At 62.0% G+C, this 17,529-nt stretch carries 14 protein-coding genes and 1 tRNA gene; 8 read left to right on the top strand and 7 right to left on the bottom strand.

What is annotated here, in order from left to right:
• Positions 1–70 precede the first annotated feature (70 nt).
• Positions 71–592 (top strand): disulfide bond formation protein DsbB, encoded by a 522-nt coding sequence (gene dsbB / locus AACW87_RS19785; RefSeq protein WP_042869989.1) that lies wholly within the window; start codon positions 71–73, stop codon positions 590–592.
• A gap of 267 nt (positions 593–859) precedes the next feature.
• Here the strand turns inward: dsbB and AACW87_RS19780 are convergent, their stop codons facing one another.
• From AACW87_RS19780 to uvrB, 3 genes are all read right to left on the bottom strand, one after another.
• Positions 860–1,513: a DedA family protein gene (locus tag AACW87_RS19780; protein ID WP_043138999.1), complete on the bottom strand. Its 654-nt coding sequence runs from the start codon at positions 1,511–1,513 to the stop codon at positions 860–862.
• A 175-nt stretch (positions 1,514–1,688) separates the two neighbouring features.
• On the bottom strand, positions 1,689–1,946 hold the full coding sequence (locus tag AACW87_RS19775) for a YkvA family protein (protein ID WP_241325926.1): 258 nt from the start codon (positions 1,944–1,946) through the stop codon (positions 1,689–1,691).
• On the bottom strand, positions 1,943–3,955 hold the full coding sequence (uvrB, locus tag AACW87_RS19770) for an excinuclease ABC subunit UvrB (protein WP_098983936.1): 2,013 nt from the start codon (positions 3,953–3,955) through the stop codon (positions 1,943–1,945). The genes AACW87_RS19775 and uvrB overlap by 4 nt, the downstream gene beginning before the upstream one ends.
• A gap of 133 nt (positions 3,956–4,088) precedes the next feature.
• On the opposite strand from uvrB, the gene AACW87_RS19765 reads away from it, so the two are divergent.
• The 6 genes from AACW87_RS19765 (at position 4,089) to AACW87_RS19740 (ending at position 11,609) form a co-directional block, all read left to right on the top strand.
• Positions 4,089–4,164 (top strand) — tRNA-Asn (locus AACW87_RS19765).
• Between the two features lie 774 nt (positions 4,165–4,938).
• Positions 4,939–6,624, top strand: coding sequence for an aspartate:alanine antiporter (locus tag AACW87_RS19760; protein WP_042869981.1), 1,686 nt, complete (start codon positions 4,939–4,941; stop codon positions 6,622–6,624).
• Between the two features lie 217 nt (positions 6,625–6,841).
• Complete coding sequence (locus AACW87_RS19755) at positions 6,842–8,362, top strand: lytic transglycosylase F (RefSeq protein ID WP_241325925.1); 1,521 nt, start codon at positions 6,842–6,844, stop codon at positions 8,360–8,362.
• A 231-nt stretch (positions 8,363–8,593) separates the two neighbouring features.
• Positions 8,594–9,559, top strand: coding sequence for a tripartite tricarboxylate transporter substrate binding protein (locus AACW87_RS19750; RefSeq protein WP_241325924.1), 966 nt, complete (start codon positions 8,594–8,596; stop codon positions 9,557–9,559).
• Between the two features lie 46 nt (positions 9,560–9,605).
• Positions 9,606–10,067 (top strand): tripartite tricarboxylate transporter TctB family protein, encoded by a 462-nt coding sequence (locus AACW87_RS19745; RefSeq protein WP_241325923.1) that lies wholly within the window; start codon positions 9,606–9,608, stop codon positions 10,065–10,067.
• Between the two features lie 9 nt (positions 10,068–10,076).
• Positions 10,077–11,609: a tripartite tricarboxylate transporter permease gene (locus AACW87_RS19740; RefSeq protein WP_241325922.1), complete on the top strand. Its 1,533-nt coding sequence runs from the start codon at positions 10,077–10,079 to the stop codon at positions 11,607–11,609.
• 77 nt (positions 11,610–11,686) lie between these two features.
• Here the strand turns inward: AACW87_RS19740 and AACW87_RS19735 are convergent, their stop codons facing one another.
• The 4 genes from AACW87_RS19735 to AACW87_RS19720 all read right to left on the bottom strand — a co-directional run bounded on the left by AACW87_RS19735 (position 11,687) and on the right by AACW87_RS19720 (position 16,917).
• Complete coding sequence (locus AACW87_RS19735; RefSeq protein ID WP_241325921.1) at positions 11,687–12,352, bottom strand: response regulator; 666 nt, start codon at positions 12,350–12,352, stop codon at positions 11,687–11,689.
• Positions 12,353–13,936, bottom strand: a complete 1,584-nt coding sequence (locus AACW87_RS19730; protein ID WP_241325920.1) for an ATP-binding protein — start codon at positions 13,934–13,936, stop codon at positions 12,353–12,355.
• On the bottom strand, positions 13,933–15,144 hold the full coding sequence (locus AACW87_RS19725; RefSeq protein ID WP_043138976.1) for an ROK family transcriptional regulator: 1,212 nt from the start codon (positions 15,142–15,144) through the stop codon (positions 13,933–13,935). Before AACW87_RS19725 ends, AACW87_RS19730 begins: the two co-directional genes overlap by 4 nt.
• 105 nt (positions 15,145–15,249) lie before the next feature.
• Complete coding sequence (locus AACW87_RS19720) at positions 15,250–16,917, bottom strand: methyl-accepting chemotaxis protein (protein ID WP_098983928.1); 1,668 nt, start codon at positions 16,915–16,917, stop codon at positions 15,250–15,252.
• Positions 16,918–17,047: 130 nt separating this feature from the next.
• On the opposite strand from AACW87_RS19720, the gene AACW87_RS19715 reads away from it, so the two are divergent.
• On the top strand, positions 17,048–17,503 hold the full coding sequence (locus AACW87_RS19715) for a YchJ family protein (protein WP_241325919.1): 456 nt from the start codon (positions 17,048–17,050) through the stop codon (positions 17,501–17,503).
• The last annotated feature ends 26 nt before the right edge of the window (positions 17,504–17,529 follow it).

Here is a 17,529-nt window from a genome sequence, read left to right as displayed (position 1 = left end):
CCTGGGCCCTTTCTTTTTAGCCCCTGCTCTGCTCTAATTCAGCCACTGTTTTTTCTGTGAGATCAACCAGATGATTGAGTTTCTGCGACGTATCGCCGCCCATCGGCTGGCATGGGGCCTGCTTGCCGCCTCAGCCCTGTTCCTCGAGTTAAGCGCCCTCTTCTTCCAGCACGTGCTGGGCCTGCATCCCTGCGTCATGTGCGTCTATGAGCGGATCGCCACGCTGGGGGTCATATCGGCAGGTCTGCTCGGCATGGTGGCACCGCAGAAGTGGTATGTGCGCTGGAGCGCCCTGCTGCTGTGGGGCTACAGTGCCTTCCGCGGCCTCCAGCTGGCGCTCAAGCATGTGGATTATCAGATGAACCCCTCCCCGTTCAACGTCTGCAGCCCCTTTGCCGACTTCCCGAGCTGGGCGCCGCTGGATCAGTGGGTCCCCTGGCTGTTCTTCCCGGACGGAGATTGCAGCGAGATCAGCTGGCAGTTTCTGAGCTTCTCCATGCCCCAGTGGCTGGTGGCCATCTTCGCTGCCTACCTGCTGGTGTTCGTGGTGGTAGCCATAGGCAATCTGGTCAAGGGCCGCTGCTGCAGCTAAACCAGACAGTGTCATTAAAAATGGGAGCTATTGGCTCCCATTCTTCAATCCATTTCCATCACCAGATCCAGCAATAACCCGCTCGCCATGCCGCCAGTATGGCGCTGGTGGCCATCTTCGCCGCCTACCTGCTGGTCTTCGTGGTGGTAGCCATAGGCAACCTGGTCAAGGGCCGCTGCTGCAGCTAAACCAAACTGTGCCACATAAGAAGGGGAGCCATTGGCTCCCCTTTTCTCATGCTGATCTCTCACTCATACACGATGTGGATCAGGATGCCGCCTTGCTGGCGTTCATCCTGGCCTTCACCATGCCGATCACCATGGGCAGCAGCGAGATGCCGATGATACCGAAGATGAGCAGCGTAAAGTTCTGACGCACCACAGGCAGATTGCCAAAGAAGTGGCCGGCGTAGACGAACGAGAGCACCCACAACAGGCCGCCAACCAGGTTGAACACCAGGAAGCGCGGGTAGGTCATGGCGCCCATGCCCGCCACGAAGGGGGCAAAGGTACGCACGATCGGCAGGAAGCGGGTGATGATGATGGTCTTGCCACCATGCTTGGCATAGAAGGCGTGAGTCTTGTCCAGATAGTCCCGACGGAAGATCTTGGAGTCCGGATTGCGGAACAGCTGCTCGCCGAAGAAGTGGCCAATGGTGTAGTTGACCACGTTGCCGAGCACGGCGGCCACGATCAGCAGCCCAGCCAGGGTATGCACGTCCAGCACGCTGCCCACCGTGAGGGCTCCGGCCGCAAACAGCAGGGAGTCACCCGGCAGGAAGGGTGTCACTACCAGCCCGGTTTCACAGAAGATGATCAGAAACAGGATGGCGTAAACCCAGACACCATAGTTTTCGAACAGCTCTTTCAAATGTACGTCAACGTGCAGGATAAAGTCGATTGCAAACAGGATCAGATCCATTTTTTCATACTCATAAAGTGAACGGCGTGGAGTCTACGCCAATGCATTCAGGGTCACAATCTCCCTATTATGCTCTTTTTAATCAGTGGAAAACGAAATCCAATCGATTCCCTTTTTTACCTGAAAAAGATAAAAAACCGGCGCCTGTTCACCCCTGATTAAGAGGGGAACTGATTCAGTTTTGTTTATCCAGCGTCAGCCTGACGTGTTCAGGCAGGCATTTCTCCCAGCCCCACAGCAACACCAGCAGCAGAGTCACATCATCGAGCCAGCCGAGCAGAGGCACCAGATCGGGGATGAGATCCACCGGGCTGATGCCATAGAGCAAAATGAGGATCACCAGCCCCTTGGCCCACCAGGGGGTAGCCGGGTGGCGAAAGCCCAGATAGAGGCGACGCACGCGCCGCCAGATGAGCCAGCGTTTGCCCATCAACTTTCGATCAACTCGTGGCGCAGCCGCTGGATCTGGTCTCGCAACGCGGCCGCCTGTTCGAACTCCAGATCCCGCGCATGCTGGAACATCTGCTCTTCCATCCGCTTGATCTCTTTGGCGATCTCGCTGGCGGAGCGGGCATGATATTCCCCTTGTGGCTCAGCGGCCTTGCGACCGCCCCTGCCCGCCTTGCCCGCGCTGCGGCTGCCCCCCATGTCCATCACGTCCCCCACCGACTTGTTGAGCCCCTTGGGGGTAATGCCGTGTTCGAGGTTGTGGGCATGCTGCAGGGCGCGGCGGCGCTCCGTCTCCTCAATGGCCACCCTCATGGAGTTGGTGATGGTATCCCCATAGAGAATGACCTTGCCATTGAGGTTGCGGGCGGCACGGCCAATGGTCTGGATCAGCGACCGGGTGGAGCGCAGGAAGCCCTCCTTGTCCGCATCCAAAATAGCCACCAGGGAGACCTCCGGCATGTCGAGCCCTTCGCGCAACAGGTTGATGCCCACCAGCACGTCGAACTTGCCGAGGCGCAGATCGCGGATGATCTCCACCCGCTCGACGGTGTCGATGTCGGAGTGCAGGTAGCGCACCCGCACATCGTGATCCGCCAGATACTCGGTCAAATCTTCCGACATCCGTTTGGTGAGCGTGGTCACCAGCACCCGCTCTTCCACCGCGACCCGCAGCCGGATCTCGGAGAGCAGATCGTCCACCTGGGTGGTGACAGGCCGCACCTCGATCTCGGGATCGAGCAGGCCGGTGGGACGCACCACCTGCTGCACCACGTCGCCACCGGACTTGTCCAGCTCGTAGGGGCCAGGGGTCGCCGAGACAAACACCGTCTGCGGCATCAGGGCCTCGAATTCATCGAACTTCAGCGGCCGGTTGTCGAGCGCCGAAGGCAAGCGAAAACCGTACTCCACCAGGGTCTCCTTGCGGGACCTGTCCCCTTTGAACATGGCGCCTATCTGCGGCACCGTCACGTGGGATTCGTCGATGATGAGCAGGCCATCCCCCGGCAGGTAGTCAAACAGGGTGGGCGGCGGCTCCCCCGGCGCCCTGCCCGAGAGATAGCGGCTGTAGTTCTCGATGCCGGAGCAGTAGCCCAGCTCCTGCATCATCTCCATGTCGAACTGGGTGCGCTGGCTGATGCGCTGCTCCTCCACCAGCTTGTTGAGGGACAACAGCTGCTCGCGGCGGCTGCGAAGCTCCTCCTTGATGTGTTCGATGGCGCCCAGTATGGTCTCGCGCGGGGTGGCGTAGTGGGTCTTGGGGTAAATGGTGTAGCGCACCACAGTCTGCTCGATGGCACCGGTCAGGGGATCGAACTGGGAGAGCCGCTCCACCTCCTCGTCAAACAGCTCCACCCGCAGCGCCAGCTTGTCCGATTCGGCGGGATAGATGTCGATCACCTCGCCCCGCACCCGGAAGGTGCCGCGCTGAAACGCCATGTCGTTACGGGTATATTGCAGCTCGGCGAGGCGGCGCAGTATGTCCCGCTGATTGATCAGGTCCCCGACTTTAAGGTGCAGCATCATGCTGAGGTAAGCCTGGGGATCCCCCAGACCATAGATGGCCGACACAGACGCGACTATGATCACATCCCGCCGCTCCAGCAGGGCCTTGGTGGCCGACAGCCGCATCTGCTCTATGTGATCGTTGATGGAGGCATCCTTCTCGATGAAGGTGTCCGTGGTCGGCACATAGGCCTCGGGCTGGTAGTAATCGTAGTAGGAGACGAAATACTCCACCGAGTTGTCGGGAAAGAACTCCTTCATCTCGCCATAGAGCTGGGCCGCCAGCGTCTTGTTGGGGGCCAGTATCATGGTGGGACGGTTCAGGGTCGCGATCACGTTGGCCATGGTGAAGGTCTTGCCCGAGCCAGTCACCCCGAGCAGGGTCTGGTGGGCGAGGCCGGACTCTATGCCATCGAGCAGGCGGGCGATCGCCTCTGGCTGATCGCCCGCGGGTTCAAACTGGCTGGCCAACTGGAATAACTTGCTCATGACGACTCCCGGCAAAAAACGGCAAGGCAGAAGTGTACTCCGAGTTGGGGTGGCCTGGGTATCCACTCTCCTGCCCAAGCGGCTATTGACCTCGAAAAGCGAGCTCTGTATAGTGCCCCTCCTTGCCTGATGTTCCCCCGTAGTTCAGTCGGTAGAACGGCGGACTGTTAATCCGTATGTCACTGGTTCAAGTCCAGTCGGGGGAGCCAATTCCTCACCATCTCGGTGCAAGTTATCCACTTTAGTGCTTTCCTCTACCAATTTTAATGCACAAGCCGCTCCCTGCGGTGACACCCTCTCATTGCTCCCTCTCCCGCCCCGACAGCGTTTTGTTCTGTCACGCCTAACTATTTGATTTTTATAGAAACATTTTTTTACCGGTATTTTTTGAACAGCCCTTGCGCCCCAGTATTGGCGCGGCCTGCAGGCTGATCACCAAGTTTCGCGCACAGGGTTATCCACAGATTCTGTGGGTAAGTCAGCCAAAGCCAGTCGCGGCCTAGCCTCGCAGGCCATCGCCGCCAGCGAGAGCCCATTTTCCTTGCCGCCCCCATTTTCTGCTGTTTTTGAGCGCCCCCCCGAATGGGTCAAAAGGCCAGCGATCAGATACTTTTTCCAGATATCTTTTCGCCATCCCGTACGCCATGGGTCACCCCCCATCCGGCCCCCCAATACTCGTTTCCATTGCGGTCCATCGCCCCCAGTCAGATATGCTGAAAAAACGCCAAACCTGGCCGCCAAACAGCAGGGAATAAATTTTCAAGCTGGGTGTACGGGCCGGGATCACAGATAGCAGGAATCACTCATTGACAGCGGGGCAGACAGAGGGAAATAGAGGTCATTTTCCTGCCAGCCCCGAGGTTTCCCTCGACCATGGCGGCAGCGGAACGCTTTACTGCCGATTAATCCTCCTTTGACGCTTCTTTATTGGTGAGGGATCCGGCACAATATCGGCCCCACTTTTTTCCTCGGTTTTTCCGGGCATGACCATAGATTTCGTGACACTGCTACATCAAAGCGACTCCCTGCTGCTGTTCGTGGTACTGGCCTTCGGCCTGCTGCTGGGCAAAGTCAAACTCGGCAATTTCCAGATTGGCAACACCATAGGCGTGCTGTTTACCGCCCTGCTGTTCGGCCAGATGGGCTTCGAGTTCACCGCCACCACGGAGAACGTCGGCTTCATGCTGTTCATCTTCTGCGTGGGAATAGAGGCGGGACCGCACTTCTTCAGCGTCTTCCTGCGCGATGGCATCCACTACATCACCCTCACCCTGGTGATCCTGCTGACGGCGCTGCTGTTGACGGTGGGGCTGGCCAAGTTCTTCAACCTGGGACCAGGCATGGCCGCCGGCATATTGGCCGGTTCGCTGACCTCGACCCCGGCCTTGGTGGGGGCCCAGGATGCCCTGCGCAGCGGCTTGCTCAACCTGCCCCATGGCACCGACATGCAACCCGTGCTCGACAACATGGGGATCGGCTATGCCCTGACCTATCTGGTGGGTCTGGTGGGGCTGATGCTGGTGGTGCGCTACCTCCCCTCTCTGGCACGGCTGGACCTCAACACAGAGGCTCAGAAGATAGCCCGCGAGCGGGGGCTGTCCGACAGCGAGAGCCGCAAGACCTATCTGCCCATCATCCGCGCCTACCGGGTCGGCCCGGAGCTCGCGGCCTGGATCGGGGGACGCACCCTGCGCGAGACCGGCATCTATCCCCACACAGGTTGCTATGTGGAGCGGATCCGCCGCAACGGCATACTGGCGAGCCCGGATGGCGACGCCGTCATCCAGGAGGGGGACGAGATCGCCCTGGTGGGTTATCCCGAGAGCCACGAGAAGCTCGACGTCAACTATCGCAACGGCAAGGAGGTGTTCGACCGCAACCTGCTTGACCTGCAGATAGTCACCGAAGAGATAGTGGTGAAGAACGATGCCGTGGTGGGCCGCCATCTGGTGGAGCTCAACCTCACCGAGAAGGGCTGCTTCCTCAACCGGGTGGTACGCTCCCAGATAGAGATGCCGTTCGATCGCAACATCATGCTGCAAAAGGGCGACGTGCTGCAGATCAGCGGCGAGAAGCAGCGGGTCAAGCTGCTGGCCAACAAGATAGGCTTCATCAGCATCCACAGCCAAACCACGGATCTGGTGGCCTTCACCACCTTCTTCGTGCTGGGCCTGCTGATAGGCTCAGTCTCCCTGGTGTTCGGCCAGCTCGAATTTGGTCTGGGCAACGCCGTCGGCCTGCTGCTGGCGGGGATCCTGATGGGCTACCTGAGAGCCAACCACCCCACGGTCGGCTATGTGCCGCCGGGCGCCCTGCGTCTGGCCAAGGATCTGGGGCTCGCCGTCTTCATGGTGAGTACCGGCCTCAAGGCGGGCGGCGGCATTCTGGATCACCTGAGCCAGGTCGGTGCCGTGGTGCTCTTCTCCGGCATGCTGGTGACCACCTTGCCGGTGCTGGTGGGCTACCTGTTCGGGGTCTGGGTGCTGAAGATGAACCCGGCCCTGCTGCTGGGGGCCATCACGGGTGCCCGCACCTGTGCCCCGGCCATGGACGTGGTGAACGAGGCGGCCAACAGCTCCATCCCGGCGCTCGGCTATGCGGGCACCTATGCGGTGGCCAACGTCATGCTGACCCTGGCAGGCTCCTTTATCATCGGCTTCTGGTTCTAGCGCCGTATCGCACCGCAACAAGAAGGGAGCCATAATGGCTCCCTTCTTCATTTCACCCCCCATCACCCGCACACAGCCTAGACCACTGCCTCCCCCTTCCTGACCCGGCCAATCCAATAGGGCCTATTGTGCTATCCGGCTCGTTTTAGCAAACCCAATGAGCTAAGTAGCACTTAGCCTGCCGCTTACACTCAATGAAACGAGTGAGGTACTCATCATGAAACGGTTATGGATCATCCTGAGCTGCTTGCTGTGCACCCTGGCCCCGGCCACGGCGGCGGAGCAGAAAGTGGCAGCCGACGAGGAGCCAGCCTCGCTGGCATTCAGCACCGAAGAGCTGGCCACCCCCATGCTCGGCGACCTCGATGACATGCTGGCGCGGCGCACCCTGCGGGTGCTGACCACCTACAACAAGACCGGCTACTTCATCAACAAGGGGGTGCAAAGAGGCGTTACCTATGACGCCTTCATGCAGTTGGAGAAACGGCTCAACGAACAGCTGCGCAAGGGAAAAAACCTCAAGCGCCACCTCAAGCTGCACATCGTCTTCATCCCGGTAGCCAGGGAGTCCCTGCTCAAGTCCCTCGTCGAGGGCAAGGGTGACATAGCCGCCGCCAACCTCACCATCACGGATCAGCGCAAGAAGCAGGGGGTGGAATTTACCGCGCCCCTGCTGGAAAACGTGCGGGAGCTGCTGATCTCGGGGCCGGCCTCCCCCAAGGTGGAAAACGCCGCCGATCTGGGGGGCCAGACCCTCTATGTGCGCCCCTCTTCGAGCTACTTCGAGAGCCTGATCGCCTACAACCAGGCGCGCAAGGCGGCGGGTGAACCCCTGATCGATATCCAGTCGGCCCCGGAGGCGCTGGAAGATGAGGATCTGGTGGAGATGGTCAACGCCGGCCTGCTGCCCTTCATCGTCATGGACGAGCACAAGGCCCGCTTCTGGCAGAAGATCTTCCCCGCCATCCGCATCCATGAAGACCCCGTGTTCCGGGAGGGAGGCATCATCGCCTGGGCGGTGCGCAAGGAGAGCCCCCAGCTGCTCGCCATGCTCAACGAGCAGATAGCCGCCCTGCGTGGCAAGGCAACGGGAGAGGCCATCCTGGCCCGTTATCTCAAGCAGAACAAGTTCGTCAAGAGCGCCGCCGCCGAGGCCGAGCGCAAGAAATTCCTGCAGGTGGTGGAGCTGTTTCGCCAGTATGGCGATCGCTATGACGTGGACTGGCTGCTGATGGCAGCCCAGGGCTATCAGGAGTCGGCGCTCAACCAGAAGGCGCGCAGCCACGTCGGTGCCATCGGCATCATGCAGATCATGCCCGCCACCGGCAAGGGGTTGAAGGTGGGCGATATCCGCCAGATCGAGCCCAACATCCACGGCGGCGCCAAATACATGCGCTGGATGATAGATCACTATTATGCGGACGAACCCATGACGGCCCTCGACAAGGCGCTGTTCTCGTTCGCCTCTTACAACGCCGGCCCCGCCCGGGTGGCGCGGCTGCGCACCGAGGCGAAGAAGCGGGGGCTGGATCCCAACGTCTGGTTCCACAACGTCGAGTACGTGGCGGCGGAGAAGATAGGCCCCGAAACCGTGACCTACGTGGGCAACATCTACAAATACTACATCGCCTACAAGCTGGTGATGGAGCAGTTGCAGCTCAAGCAGCAGGCAACCGAAGCCATCAAGCAGCAGGGAAGCCGCGACGACAAGATGTCCGCCCCGCCATCAAAGGGATGAGACACACCCGGCATCCGCTGGGCTCACCGCTTTCAGGCGGGGAGCCTAGCGCGTTTTCACCCTGCGGCAGGGTTCGCACATGACCGCCATCCGCCATGGCCAAGCCCCTCACCCCATCGTGACCAGAATGAACACAATGCCCACAACAGCCTTAATAGCCATTACGGCCAGATTGTTTTCCAGCCAGACATGATTAATTAACCTTCTTGCAACAATCACAAGGAGTACACCATGTTGCAAGGAACCCTCAAACGCACGTTGCTCTGCTGCCTGCTGGGCACCAGCCTCGGCGCCCAGGCCAAGATAGACGAAATCCACTTCCTCATTCCGGGCGGTGCAGGCGGCGGCTGGGACAACACGGCCCGTGGCACCGGCGAGGCGCTGACCAAGTCCGGTCTCATCACCACCGCCTCCTACCAGAACATCTCGGCCGGCGGCGGCGCCAAGGCCATCGCCCACCTGATCGAGACCTCGGCCCAGTCAGACAAGACGCTGATGGTCAACTCCACCCCCATCATCGTCAAATCCCTCTCCAAGGAGCTGCCCCAATCGTTCCGGGATCTCACCCCGGTCGCCGCCATCATCGCCGATTATCAGGCGCTGGCCGTGCCGCTGGACTCCCCCTACCAGAACTGGCCCCAGCTGCTGGCCGCCTATGAGGCCAACCCCGCCAAGGTGAAGATAGCCGGCGGCTCAGCCCGTGGCAGCCTGGATCACCTGGTGGCAGCCATGACCTTCAAAAATGCCGGGGCGGATGCCGGCAAGCTGCGTTACGTGGCCTATGACGCCGGCGGCAGCGCCATGGCGGCTGTGCTGTCAGGGGAAACCCAGGTGCTCTCCACCGGCTTTGGCGAGGCGATGGAGGCGGTCAAGTCCGGCCAGATCCGGATCCTCGGCATGACGGCCCCGACGCGCATGCCGGATGCCAGCGAGATCCCCACCTTCAGCGAGCAGGGCAACCCGACTGTCTTTGCCAACTGGCGCGGCTATTTTGCCTCCCCCGCCGTCAGCGCCGAAAAATCCGCCGAATTCGCCACCCTGCTCAAGCAGATGTATGACAAGCAGGAGTGGGAAACGGTCCGGGCCCGCAACAGCTGGACCAATCTCTACCAGGCCGGCCCCGAGTTCACCGCCTTCCTCAACCAGCAGGAGCAGCAGATCGGCGGCCTGATGCGCGAGCTCGGCTTCATCAAGTGATCCCTCAACCTGTGGCGGGCCAGCCCCGCCCAACGGAGTCATCGTCATGCACCTGACCAAGGAGCGACTCGGGGGGCTGCTGTTTTTGCTGCTCTCCCTCGCCTACGGCTATCACGCCACCCTGATCCCCGGCTATCCCGGGGACGAATATGAACCCTTTACCGCCAGCACCCTGCCCTATGCCCTGGCTGGCGTCGGCGCCCTGCTCTCCCTGCTGCTGATCTGCTTTCCGGGCGGGGAGCGGCTGCAGCGTGAAACGGGCAACTGGCGACTGGTCTTTGCCCTGCTGCTGTTGATGCTGGTTTATGGAGTGGCCCTCGGCTGGCTCGGCTTTGTCATCGCCACCACCCTGTTCCTCATCGTCGGGATCCGCTTGATGGGCGAGCAGAGTCTCGCCTTCGCCTGCAAGGTGAGCCTGCCCTTCACCCTCATCTTCTGGGCCCTGCTGACCAAGGGGCTCAACGTCTACCTCGAGCCAGGCCGGCTATTAACGCAACTGCTGGGATAAGGAGAATTCATGTTAGACGGCATTTTGCAAGGACTGGGCACCGCCATGCTGCCCATCAACATCTTCATGGTGATCGTCGGCTGCTTCGTCGGCACCTTCATCGGCATGCTGCCGGGCCTGGGGCCGGCCACCGCCATCGCCCTGATGATCCCCATCACCTACGGGCTGGACCCGGCCTCCGGCATCATCCTGATGGCCGGGGTCTATTACGGATCCATGTTTGGGGGCTCCACCTCCTCCATCCTGATCAACACGCCGGGCTGCTCGGCCAGCATGATCACCGCCATCGACGGCTATCCGCTGGCCTGCAAGGGCCAGGCGGGCAAGGCGCTGGCCATCGCCGCCTACGCCTCCTTCACCGGCGGCACCCTGTCTGCCATCTTCCTGATGGTGGCGGCTCCCCTGCTCGCCAAGGTCTCCCTCTCCTTCCAGTCGGCGGACTACTTCGCCCTCATGGTGCTGGGGCTCTCCGCGGTGGCGGCCTTTGCCGGCAAGGGCCAAGTGCTCAAGGCGCTGATCATGGCGCTGTTTGGCATCATGCTCTCCACCGTCGGCATCGACCGCAGCGTCGGGGTGGACAGGTTCACCTTTGGCCTGCCGGACTTGCGCGATGGCTTCTCCTTCCTGCTGTTGGCCATGGCCACCTTCGCCCTGGCGGAGATCCTGATGACGGTGTTGCGCCCGGGCAAGGACACCAGCAAGGAGGAGGCGAGCAAGATCCAGCAGCTCGGCTCCCTCAAACTGAGCAAGGCCGAGGTAAAAGAGATAGCGCCGCCCATAATGCGCTCCTCTGTGCTGGGCTTTCTCATCGGCGTACTGCCGGGAGCCGGCGCCACCATCGCCTCCTTCATGGCCTATGGCGCCGAGCGCAATTTCGCCAGCAAGCGCAGACAGGAGGCCTTCGGCAAGGGCAGCCTGACCGGCATAGCCGCACCGGAGGCGGCCAACAACGCAGCCTCCAGCGGTGCCTTCGTGCCCCTGTTGACCCTGGGGATCCCGGGCTCGGGCACCACTGCGCTGATGCTGGGGGCCCTCATCGCCTACGGCATCCAGCCGGGCCCGCGCCTGTTCATGGAGCACCCGGACGTGTTCTGGTCGGTGATCATCTCCATGTATCTGGGCAACGTGGTACTGCTGATCCTCAACCTGCCGCTCATCCCCTATCTGGCCAAGATACTGCAGGTGCCGCGCCCCGTGCTCATCCCCATGGTATTGCTGTTCTCGCTGATCGGGGTCTATCTGGTCTCCTTCAACACCATGGACATCTATGTGATGGCGCTGGTGGCGCTGATCGCCATCGGGCTGCGCCTGCTGGACTTCCCCATGGCTCCCATGCTGCTCGGTTTCATTCTGGGGGGCATGCTGGAGGACAACCTGCGCCGGGCCCTGGTGATCAACGACGGCTCCCTGAGCTTCCTGTGGGAGAGGCCCATCACCCTCGGCTTCACTCTGGTGACCCTGGTGATGCTGCTGTTGCCGGTCTGGCAGTGGTGGCAGGCCCGCCGCGCACCGGTCACCACGCTGCAATCCGATCCGAGCTGAGTTCGCGGATCTCACACAGCAAAAGAGCGCCAACAGGCGCTCTTTTTATTTGCAAACAAGATAGGTGGCTATCCCATTCAGGGCTGGCGATAACGCCGCTCCGGCCGCCCGACAGTGCCATATTCCAGCTCCGGGCTCGCCAGCTGCTGACCCACCAGAAACTCCAGATAGCGACGCGCCGTGGTGCGGCTCACCCCCACCCGGTTGCCTATATCCTCGGCGCTGGCTCCGACGCCGGTCAATGCCGTCAGCACCCGTTGCAGGGTGAGCGCGTCTATCCCCTTGGGCAGACCAGCGGCCGCCACCTGCTGCAGCGGTGTACCGAGCAGGGTATCCACCGCCTGCTGATCGATGTCGGCAAGGGCCGCCAGGGCGGCGCGGCTCTGGCAATAGTTGTCGAGGGTATCGCGCAGTCGCTCGAACACCACGGGTTTGAGGATGAAATCCACCACCCCGAGCCGCATCGCCTCCTGCAGGGCACTCGCCTCCCGCGCGGCAGTGAGCAGGATCACATCCAGGCCGGCCCCGGCCTGGCGCAATTCACGCAAGAGGGAAAACCCTTCGCCATCCGGCAGCCACACATCCAGCAGCACCAGATCGGGTCTGAGGATGTCTATCTGCTCTCTGGCATCGAACAGGGTGAGCGCCACTCCCAGCACCTCGAACCCCGCCAGCCGCTGCACGAAGCGACGGTGGATCTCGGCGATGGCCGGATCATCTTCGACGATCAGGATCTTGATCACTCACACCTCCTTGGGAATGTAACAGACGACGCAACTGCCCTGCGCCGTGGCTTCGATGGTGATGGTCCCCTGCAGGGCATCCAGGGTCTTGCGCACCAGGGAGAGGCCGATGCCGTGATCCGGCTCCGTCTTGCTGCTGACTCCGCGCTCGAACAACCTGTCCGCCAGGGCGGGATCTATGCCGCCCGCCCCGTCTTCCACCTCCAGGATGAGATCCTGGCCGAGATCGCTCAACGAAACCCGGATCGGCGGGTAAGGCGCGCCGTGACGACGGGTGGCCTCGAAGGCATTGTCGATGAGATTGCCCAGCACTGTCACCAGCTGGGAACCGCTGACGCGAAGGGGGATGTCGTGCAGATGAAAGTCTGGGTCCACCACCAGTACCAGCCCCAGCTCGTGGGCCCTGTGATACTTGCCAAGCAGTAGGCCCGCCACCTTGGGCTTGGCGATGGCCCCCATCAGGAAGCTGAGCAGGGTCTGCTCGGTGGCGGCCTCCCGTCCGATGAAGGCGAGCGCCTCCCGGGTGGCGCCGAGTTCGATCAGGCCGGCTATGGTGCCGAGCTGGTTGTTGTGTTCGTGGGTCTGTACCCGCAGCAGGTCGCTGTAAGCCTGCACCTGGGAGAGCTGGGCGCTGAGCTCGGCCAGCTCGTCCTTGCGGCGAAAGCTCGACACGGCGCCGATCAGCTTGCCATCGCGTACCAGCGGCAACCGGTTGACGATGAGCTGCTGGCCGTTGAGCACTATCTCTTCATCAAACTGGGGACGGGGATCCTGAATGAGGGAGAGCATGCGGCTCTCCGGCAGCAAGCGGGTGACGGGCTGACCCATGGCCGCCCTCGCCGTCTGCTCGTCAAGACGCAGCAGGCGGATGCCGTTGGGGTTGAGAGAGGTAAGCCGCCCCTGTTCATCTATGGTGAGGATCCCCTCACGCACGGTGCGCAGGGTGCAATCCAGCTCCGCATAGAGGCGGCCGATCTGCTCGGGCTCGAACCCCAGCAGGGCGCGCTTGTAGCGCCGCGCCAGCCAGGCCGCCGCACCGCTGTTGAGCAAGACGATGAGCAGGGTCATCGCAAGGCCAAAACGCAGGAAACCCTGCAGATCCGCATCTATGTCGCGCACCAGATAACCGACCGACACCACGCCAATCACCTGTCCCATCTCGTTGCGGATCGGCCCCTTGCCGCGCACCGAGACCCCGAGCGATCCCTGGGCACGGGAAATATAGGCTTCTCCTTGCAGGGCACGCCTGGGATCGTCCCCCACCATGGGCTGGCCGATGCGATCCGCATTGGGGTGCACCAGCCGCCGCGCCTCGCTGTCACCGATGACGATGTAACTGGCGCCGACCTCGGCGCGGATCCGCTCCACCAGCAGGTTGAGCCTGGCGGTATCGCCGCGCTTCACCCCGGCGATGACACCGGGTTCACGGGCCACCAGCCGCGCCACGTCGAGGGCCTGATCCCCCACCTCGCGGTAGCGTTGCTCGGAGACGTAGTAGTAGCTGGCCCCGCTCAGCAACACCAGTTGCAGCAAACTGACCAGACAGAGCATGAGCAGGAAGCGTCCTTGCAACCCGAGTCTCATGCCTCCTTGTCACCTCGCAACAGGTCGAGCAGCAGGCTGCCGTCGCGCAGCGCCTTGTGCACCTGCACCGAGGTGGGCTTGGTGGGATCTTCGTAGAAGTGGGTGGATTCGATTTGCAGCCGCACTAGGTATTCGGCCGGCAACTGGCTGGCCAGGGACTGGTGCAGCATGGGGAACAGCAGCCGATCGGCGCGGGTGATTTCCCCCCCCAGCAGCAGCTTGCCCGGATTGAGCAGGCAGATGAGGTTGGAGAGCACCCGGGAGAGACGACCGGCCGCCTGATGGAGAATGTCCTGGCACAGACTGTTGCCCGCCAGCGCCAGCTCGCACAACTCGCGGATGGTGACGCTCTCGGGCAGATCATGCTCCTGCATGCGCTCGCGCAGATCCCGGTACTGGGCCTCCAGTGCCTGATTGGTCACCAGGGTACAGGCGCAGCCAAAGCCGCCGCAGTAGCAGCGCTGGCCGTAGGGCTCGAGCTGCAGGTGGCTGAGATCGCCGAGCAGGGCCGACTCGCTCTCGATGAGCTGGCCATTGACCACCATGCCGACCCCTATGTCGTTGTGCACGAATACCAGCACTGCATCGGCGCAGTTTTTGGCCGCCCCCCACTCCCGCTCGGCCTGGATCCAGGTGCGCACGTCGCCACTGACCAGCACGGGCACCGCGAACGCCTCCTGCAGGGTAGGGCCAAGCGGCCAGTTGCGCAGATCATAGAAGGGGAAGTGCTTGACCATGCCGGAGTGGCGCTCCACCTGCCCCGGCAGACAGAGGGCGATGCAGGCAAGGCGCAGCGCCTTCTTGGGCAAAAAGCCCTCGATGGCGCGCACCAGGCTGGCCAGCAGGTCGGCACGCTCGGCCTCGCTGAAGGTGTGGCGATGACGGGCGAGGGAGCGACCGGCCAGATCGAACAGGGCCATGTCCACATAGCCACGGCCCAGACGCATGGAGAGAAACTGGAAGCGGCGCTCGTTGATGCGCAGCAGGGTCTGACGGCGACCACGGCCCACCGAGCTTTCGCCACAGGTCACCACCAGACCGCCATCGAGCAGTTCACGGGTGATCTTGGTGATGCTGGCCGGAGAGAGGCCGGTCAAACGGGACAGATCGGTACGGGACAGCTCCTTGTGCTCCTCCAGGCTGGCGTAGACCAGGCCATAGTTGAGCTGACGGATCAAATCGATACTGCCTTTCACGATCTCATTCATAGGATATGGGTTAACGAAAAGAGCGGATGGTGACAATTTTCCCACATTCTCCGCCAATCCCCAAATTTGCCGTCTGGAAATCACGTCCAGACGGCAAAAATGCGATCAGTAGCGGAATTGGGAGACGAGTTTGCGCAATTTGTCACCCGTGCTGGCCAGATCGCGGGTGGTGCTGTTGGACTCCACAGCCGCGTCGGTCAGCTCGCTGACGATCTGCTGGATGGCCACCAGGTTCTTGTTGATCTCCTCGGAGACCGCATGCTGCTCCTCGGCCGCCGTCGCTATCTGGATGTTCATGTCATTGATGGTGCTGACCGCCATCACCATGCTGTCGAGGGAGGTGGCGATGTGGCTCGCCTCCTGTACCGTCTCCTGGCTGCGCTCCTCGCTGGCCTGCATCACGTCCACCGCCTGTTTGACGCCGCTTTGCAGCCGCTGCAGCATCTCGTTGATCTCCTTGGTGCTCTGCTGGGTACGGCCCGCCAGGGAGCGTACCTCGTCAGCCACCACCGCAAAGCCGCGCCCCTGCTCGCCGGCCCGGGCCGCCTCGATGGCGGCGTTGAGCGCCAGCAGGTTGGTCTGTTCGGCGATGCCGCGAATGACCTCGACCACGGATCCTATCTTGCCGGTCTCCTGCGCCAGCTGCTCGATGACGCCGGAGGCGGTATGCACCTCGCCCACCAGCCGGTTGATGCTGTTGATGGCGCTGCCCACCACGCCACGGGCGGCATCGGACTCGCGCGCCGCGTCGCTGGTGGCGGTGGCCGCGTTGGAGGCGCTGGCCGCCACTTCCTGGGCGGTGGAGCTCATCTCGGTCACGGCGGTGACCACCTGATCCGTCTCCCGGCTGTGGCCGTGCATCTGATGGTCATAGTGCTCGCTCAGGTGGTGCAGCTTCTCCACCGCACTGAAGAGGTGATTGCTGGTCTCTCCCACCTGACTCACCACCGACTGGATCCGCTCGACGAAGCGGTTGAAGGCGGTGGCCAGCTGGCCAATCTCGTCATGACTCTGCACCTTGAGGCGCTGGGTCAGATCCCCCTCCCCGTCGGCTATGTCGTTGAGGGCCGACACCGCATCCGCCAGCGGCCGGGTGACCCGATTGCCGATCACCACAGTCACCGCCAGGGTGATCCCCAGGATCACCAGAATGAGCAGCACGCTGCTCTGCAGGGAGTCGTGCATGTTGCTTTCACGCTCGGTGCGCAGCGCCGCCAGTTCGTTGTCGATGTCATCGATGTAAAAGCCCGTGCCTATGACCCACTGATACTTGTCGAGCACCAGGTTGAAGGAGAGCTTGGGCGCATCCCGCCCGATGGAGGGCTTGGCGGTCCAGTACTCGGAGAAGCCATCCCCCTGGCGCGCCGCCTTGACGATCTCCTGGATCAGCAGCTTGCCCTTGGCATCCTTGTCCTGCCAGCGGTTCTTGCCCTCCATCTCGGGGCGGGTCGGCAGCAATACCGTATTGCCCTGGAAGTCATAGACGAAGAAGTAGCCGTCACTGCTGTAGCGCAATGGCCGCAGGATCTCGGTGACCTGCTTGCGCGCTTCCGGGCTGTCTGGCTGGTTGTAGGCCGTGTCGACGGCCGTCTTGGCGAGCATCAGGTAGCTGCTGAGCAACGCCTTGCGCTCCTTGATCGCATTCTCCCGCGCCGCCACCAGATCGGCTTCCAAATCGCTCTTGGAAATCATGTAGTTGCTGAGGTTGACCACCAGGGCCATCAGGAGCACGGGGATGGCTCCCAGCAACAGAATTTTCTGCTTTAGCGTCATCTTTCACATCCTTGCAGCTGTTTTTATTGGTGTTCCGTTCCTACCCAACCAGTATAGGGCGCTGGTCGGCGGGGACCCGCTTTCGCTACAATCTCCGCACCTTTATCTATCGACCCTGATGGGCTGACACATGAACAAATGTCCTTGCGGTTCAACTCTTTCTCTCGAACTGTGCTGTGGATCACTGCACCAGGGGGCCGAGGCGCAGACTCCGGAGCAGCTGATGCGCTCCCGTTACAGCGCCTTCGTGCTGGGGCTGGGCGACTATCTGGTGCACAGCTGGCACCCTGATCACCTGGGGGGATTGACGGCGGATCAGCTCTCCCAGACCGACACCCGCTGGGACGGGCTGGAGATCCTCGCCGCCCAAGGCGGCCCCTCGGACGAAACCGGCATGGTGGAGTTCAAGGCCTGGTTCAAGGAGGGGGATGAGCGCCACTGCCTGCATGAGCGCTCCCGCTTCGTGCGTTATCAGGGACGCTGGGTCTACACAGATGGCGAGCAGGATCCGGCACCGCTGCAGGCAGGGCGCAACGACCCCTGCCCCTGTGGCAGCAGCAAGAAGTTCAAGAAATGCTGTGGCTGAACACCCGTTTCATGCCAAGAGAAGGG

Source organism: Aeromonas sp. MR7 (assembly GCF_963899385.1).
GTDB lineage: Bacteria > Pseudomonadota > Gammaproteobacteria > Enterobacterales > Aeromonadaceae > Aeromonas > Aeromonas bestiarum.
This window is presented reverse-complemented; position numbering and strand designations above follow the sequence as displayed.

Bases quoted from the DNA above. Each gene is read 5' to 3' on its own strand.
- AACW87_RS19760 (WP_042869981.1), top strand. From the start codon at position 4,939: ATGACCATAGATTTCGTGACACTGCTACATCAAAGCGACTCCCTGCTG.
- AACW87_RS19755 (WP_241325925.1), top strand. From the start codon at position 6,842: ATGAAACGGTTATGGATCATCCTGAGCTGCTTGCTGTGCACCCTGGCC.
- AACW87_RS19720 (WP_098983928.1), bottom strand. From the start codon at position 16,917: ATGACGCTAAAGCAGAAAATTCTGTTGCTGGGAGCCATCCCCGTGCTC.
- AACW87_RS19715 (WP_241325919.1), top strand. From the start codon at position 17,048: ATGAACAAATGTCCTTGCGGTTCAACTCTTTCTCTCGAACTGTGCTGT.
- AACW87_RS19725 (WP_043138976.1), bottom strand. From the start codon at position 15,144: ATGAATGAGATCGTGAAAGGCAGTATCGATTTGATCCGTCAGCTCAAC.
- AACW87_RS19745 (WP_241325923.1), top strand. From the start codon at position 9,606: ATGCACCTGACCAAGGAGCGACTCGGGGGGCTGCTGTTTTTGCTGCTC.
- AACW87_RS19730 (WP_241325920.1), bottom strand. From the start codon at position 13,936: ATGAGACTCGGGTTGCAAGGACGCTTCCTGCTCATGCTCTGTCTGGTC.
- dsbB (WP_042869989.1), top strand. From the start codon at position 71: ATGATTGAGTTTCTGCGACGTATCGCCGCCCATCGGCTGGCATGGGGC.
- AACW87_RS19780 (WP_043138999.1), bottom strand. From the start codon at position 1,513: ATGGATCTGATCCTGTTTGCAATCGACTTTATCCTGCACGTTGACGTA.
- uvrB (WP_098983936.1), bottom strand. From the start codon at position 3,955: ATGAGCAAGTTATTCCAGTTGGCCAGCCAGTTTGAACCCGCGGGCGAT.
- AACW87_RS19740 (WP_241325922.1), top strand. From the start codon at position 10,077: ATGTTAGACGGCATTTTGCAAGGACTGGGCACCGCCATGCTGCCCATC.
- AACW87_RS19750 (WP_241325924.1), top strand. From the start codon at position 8,594: ATGTTGCAAGGAACCCTCAAACGCACGTTGCTCTGCTGCCTGCTGGGC.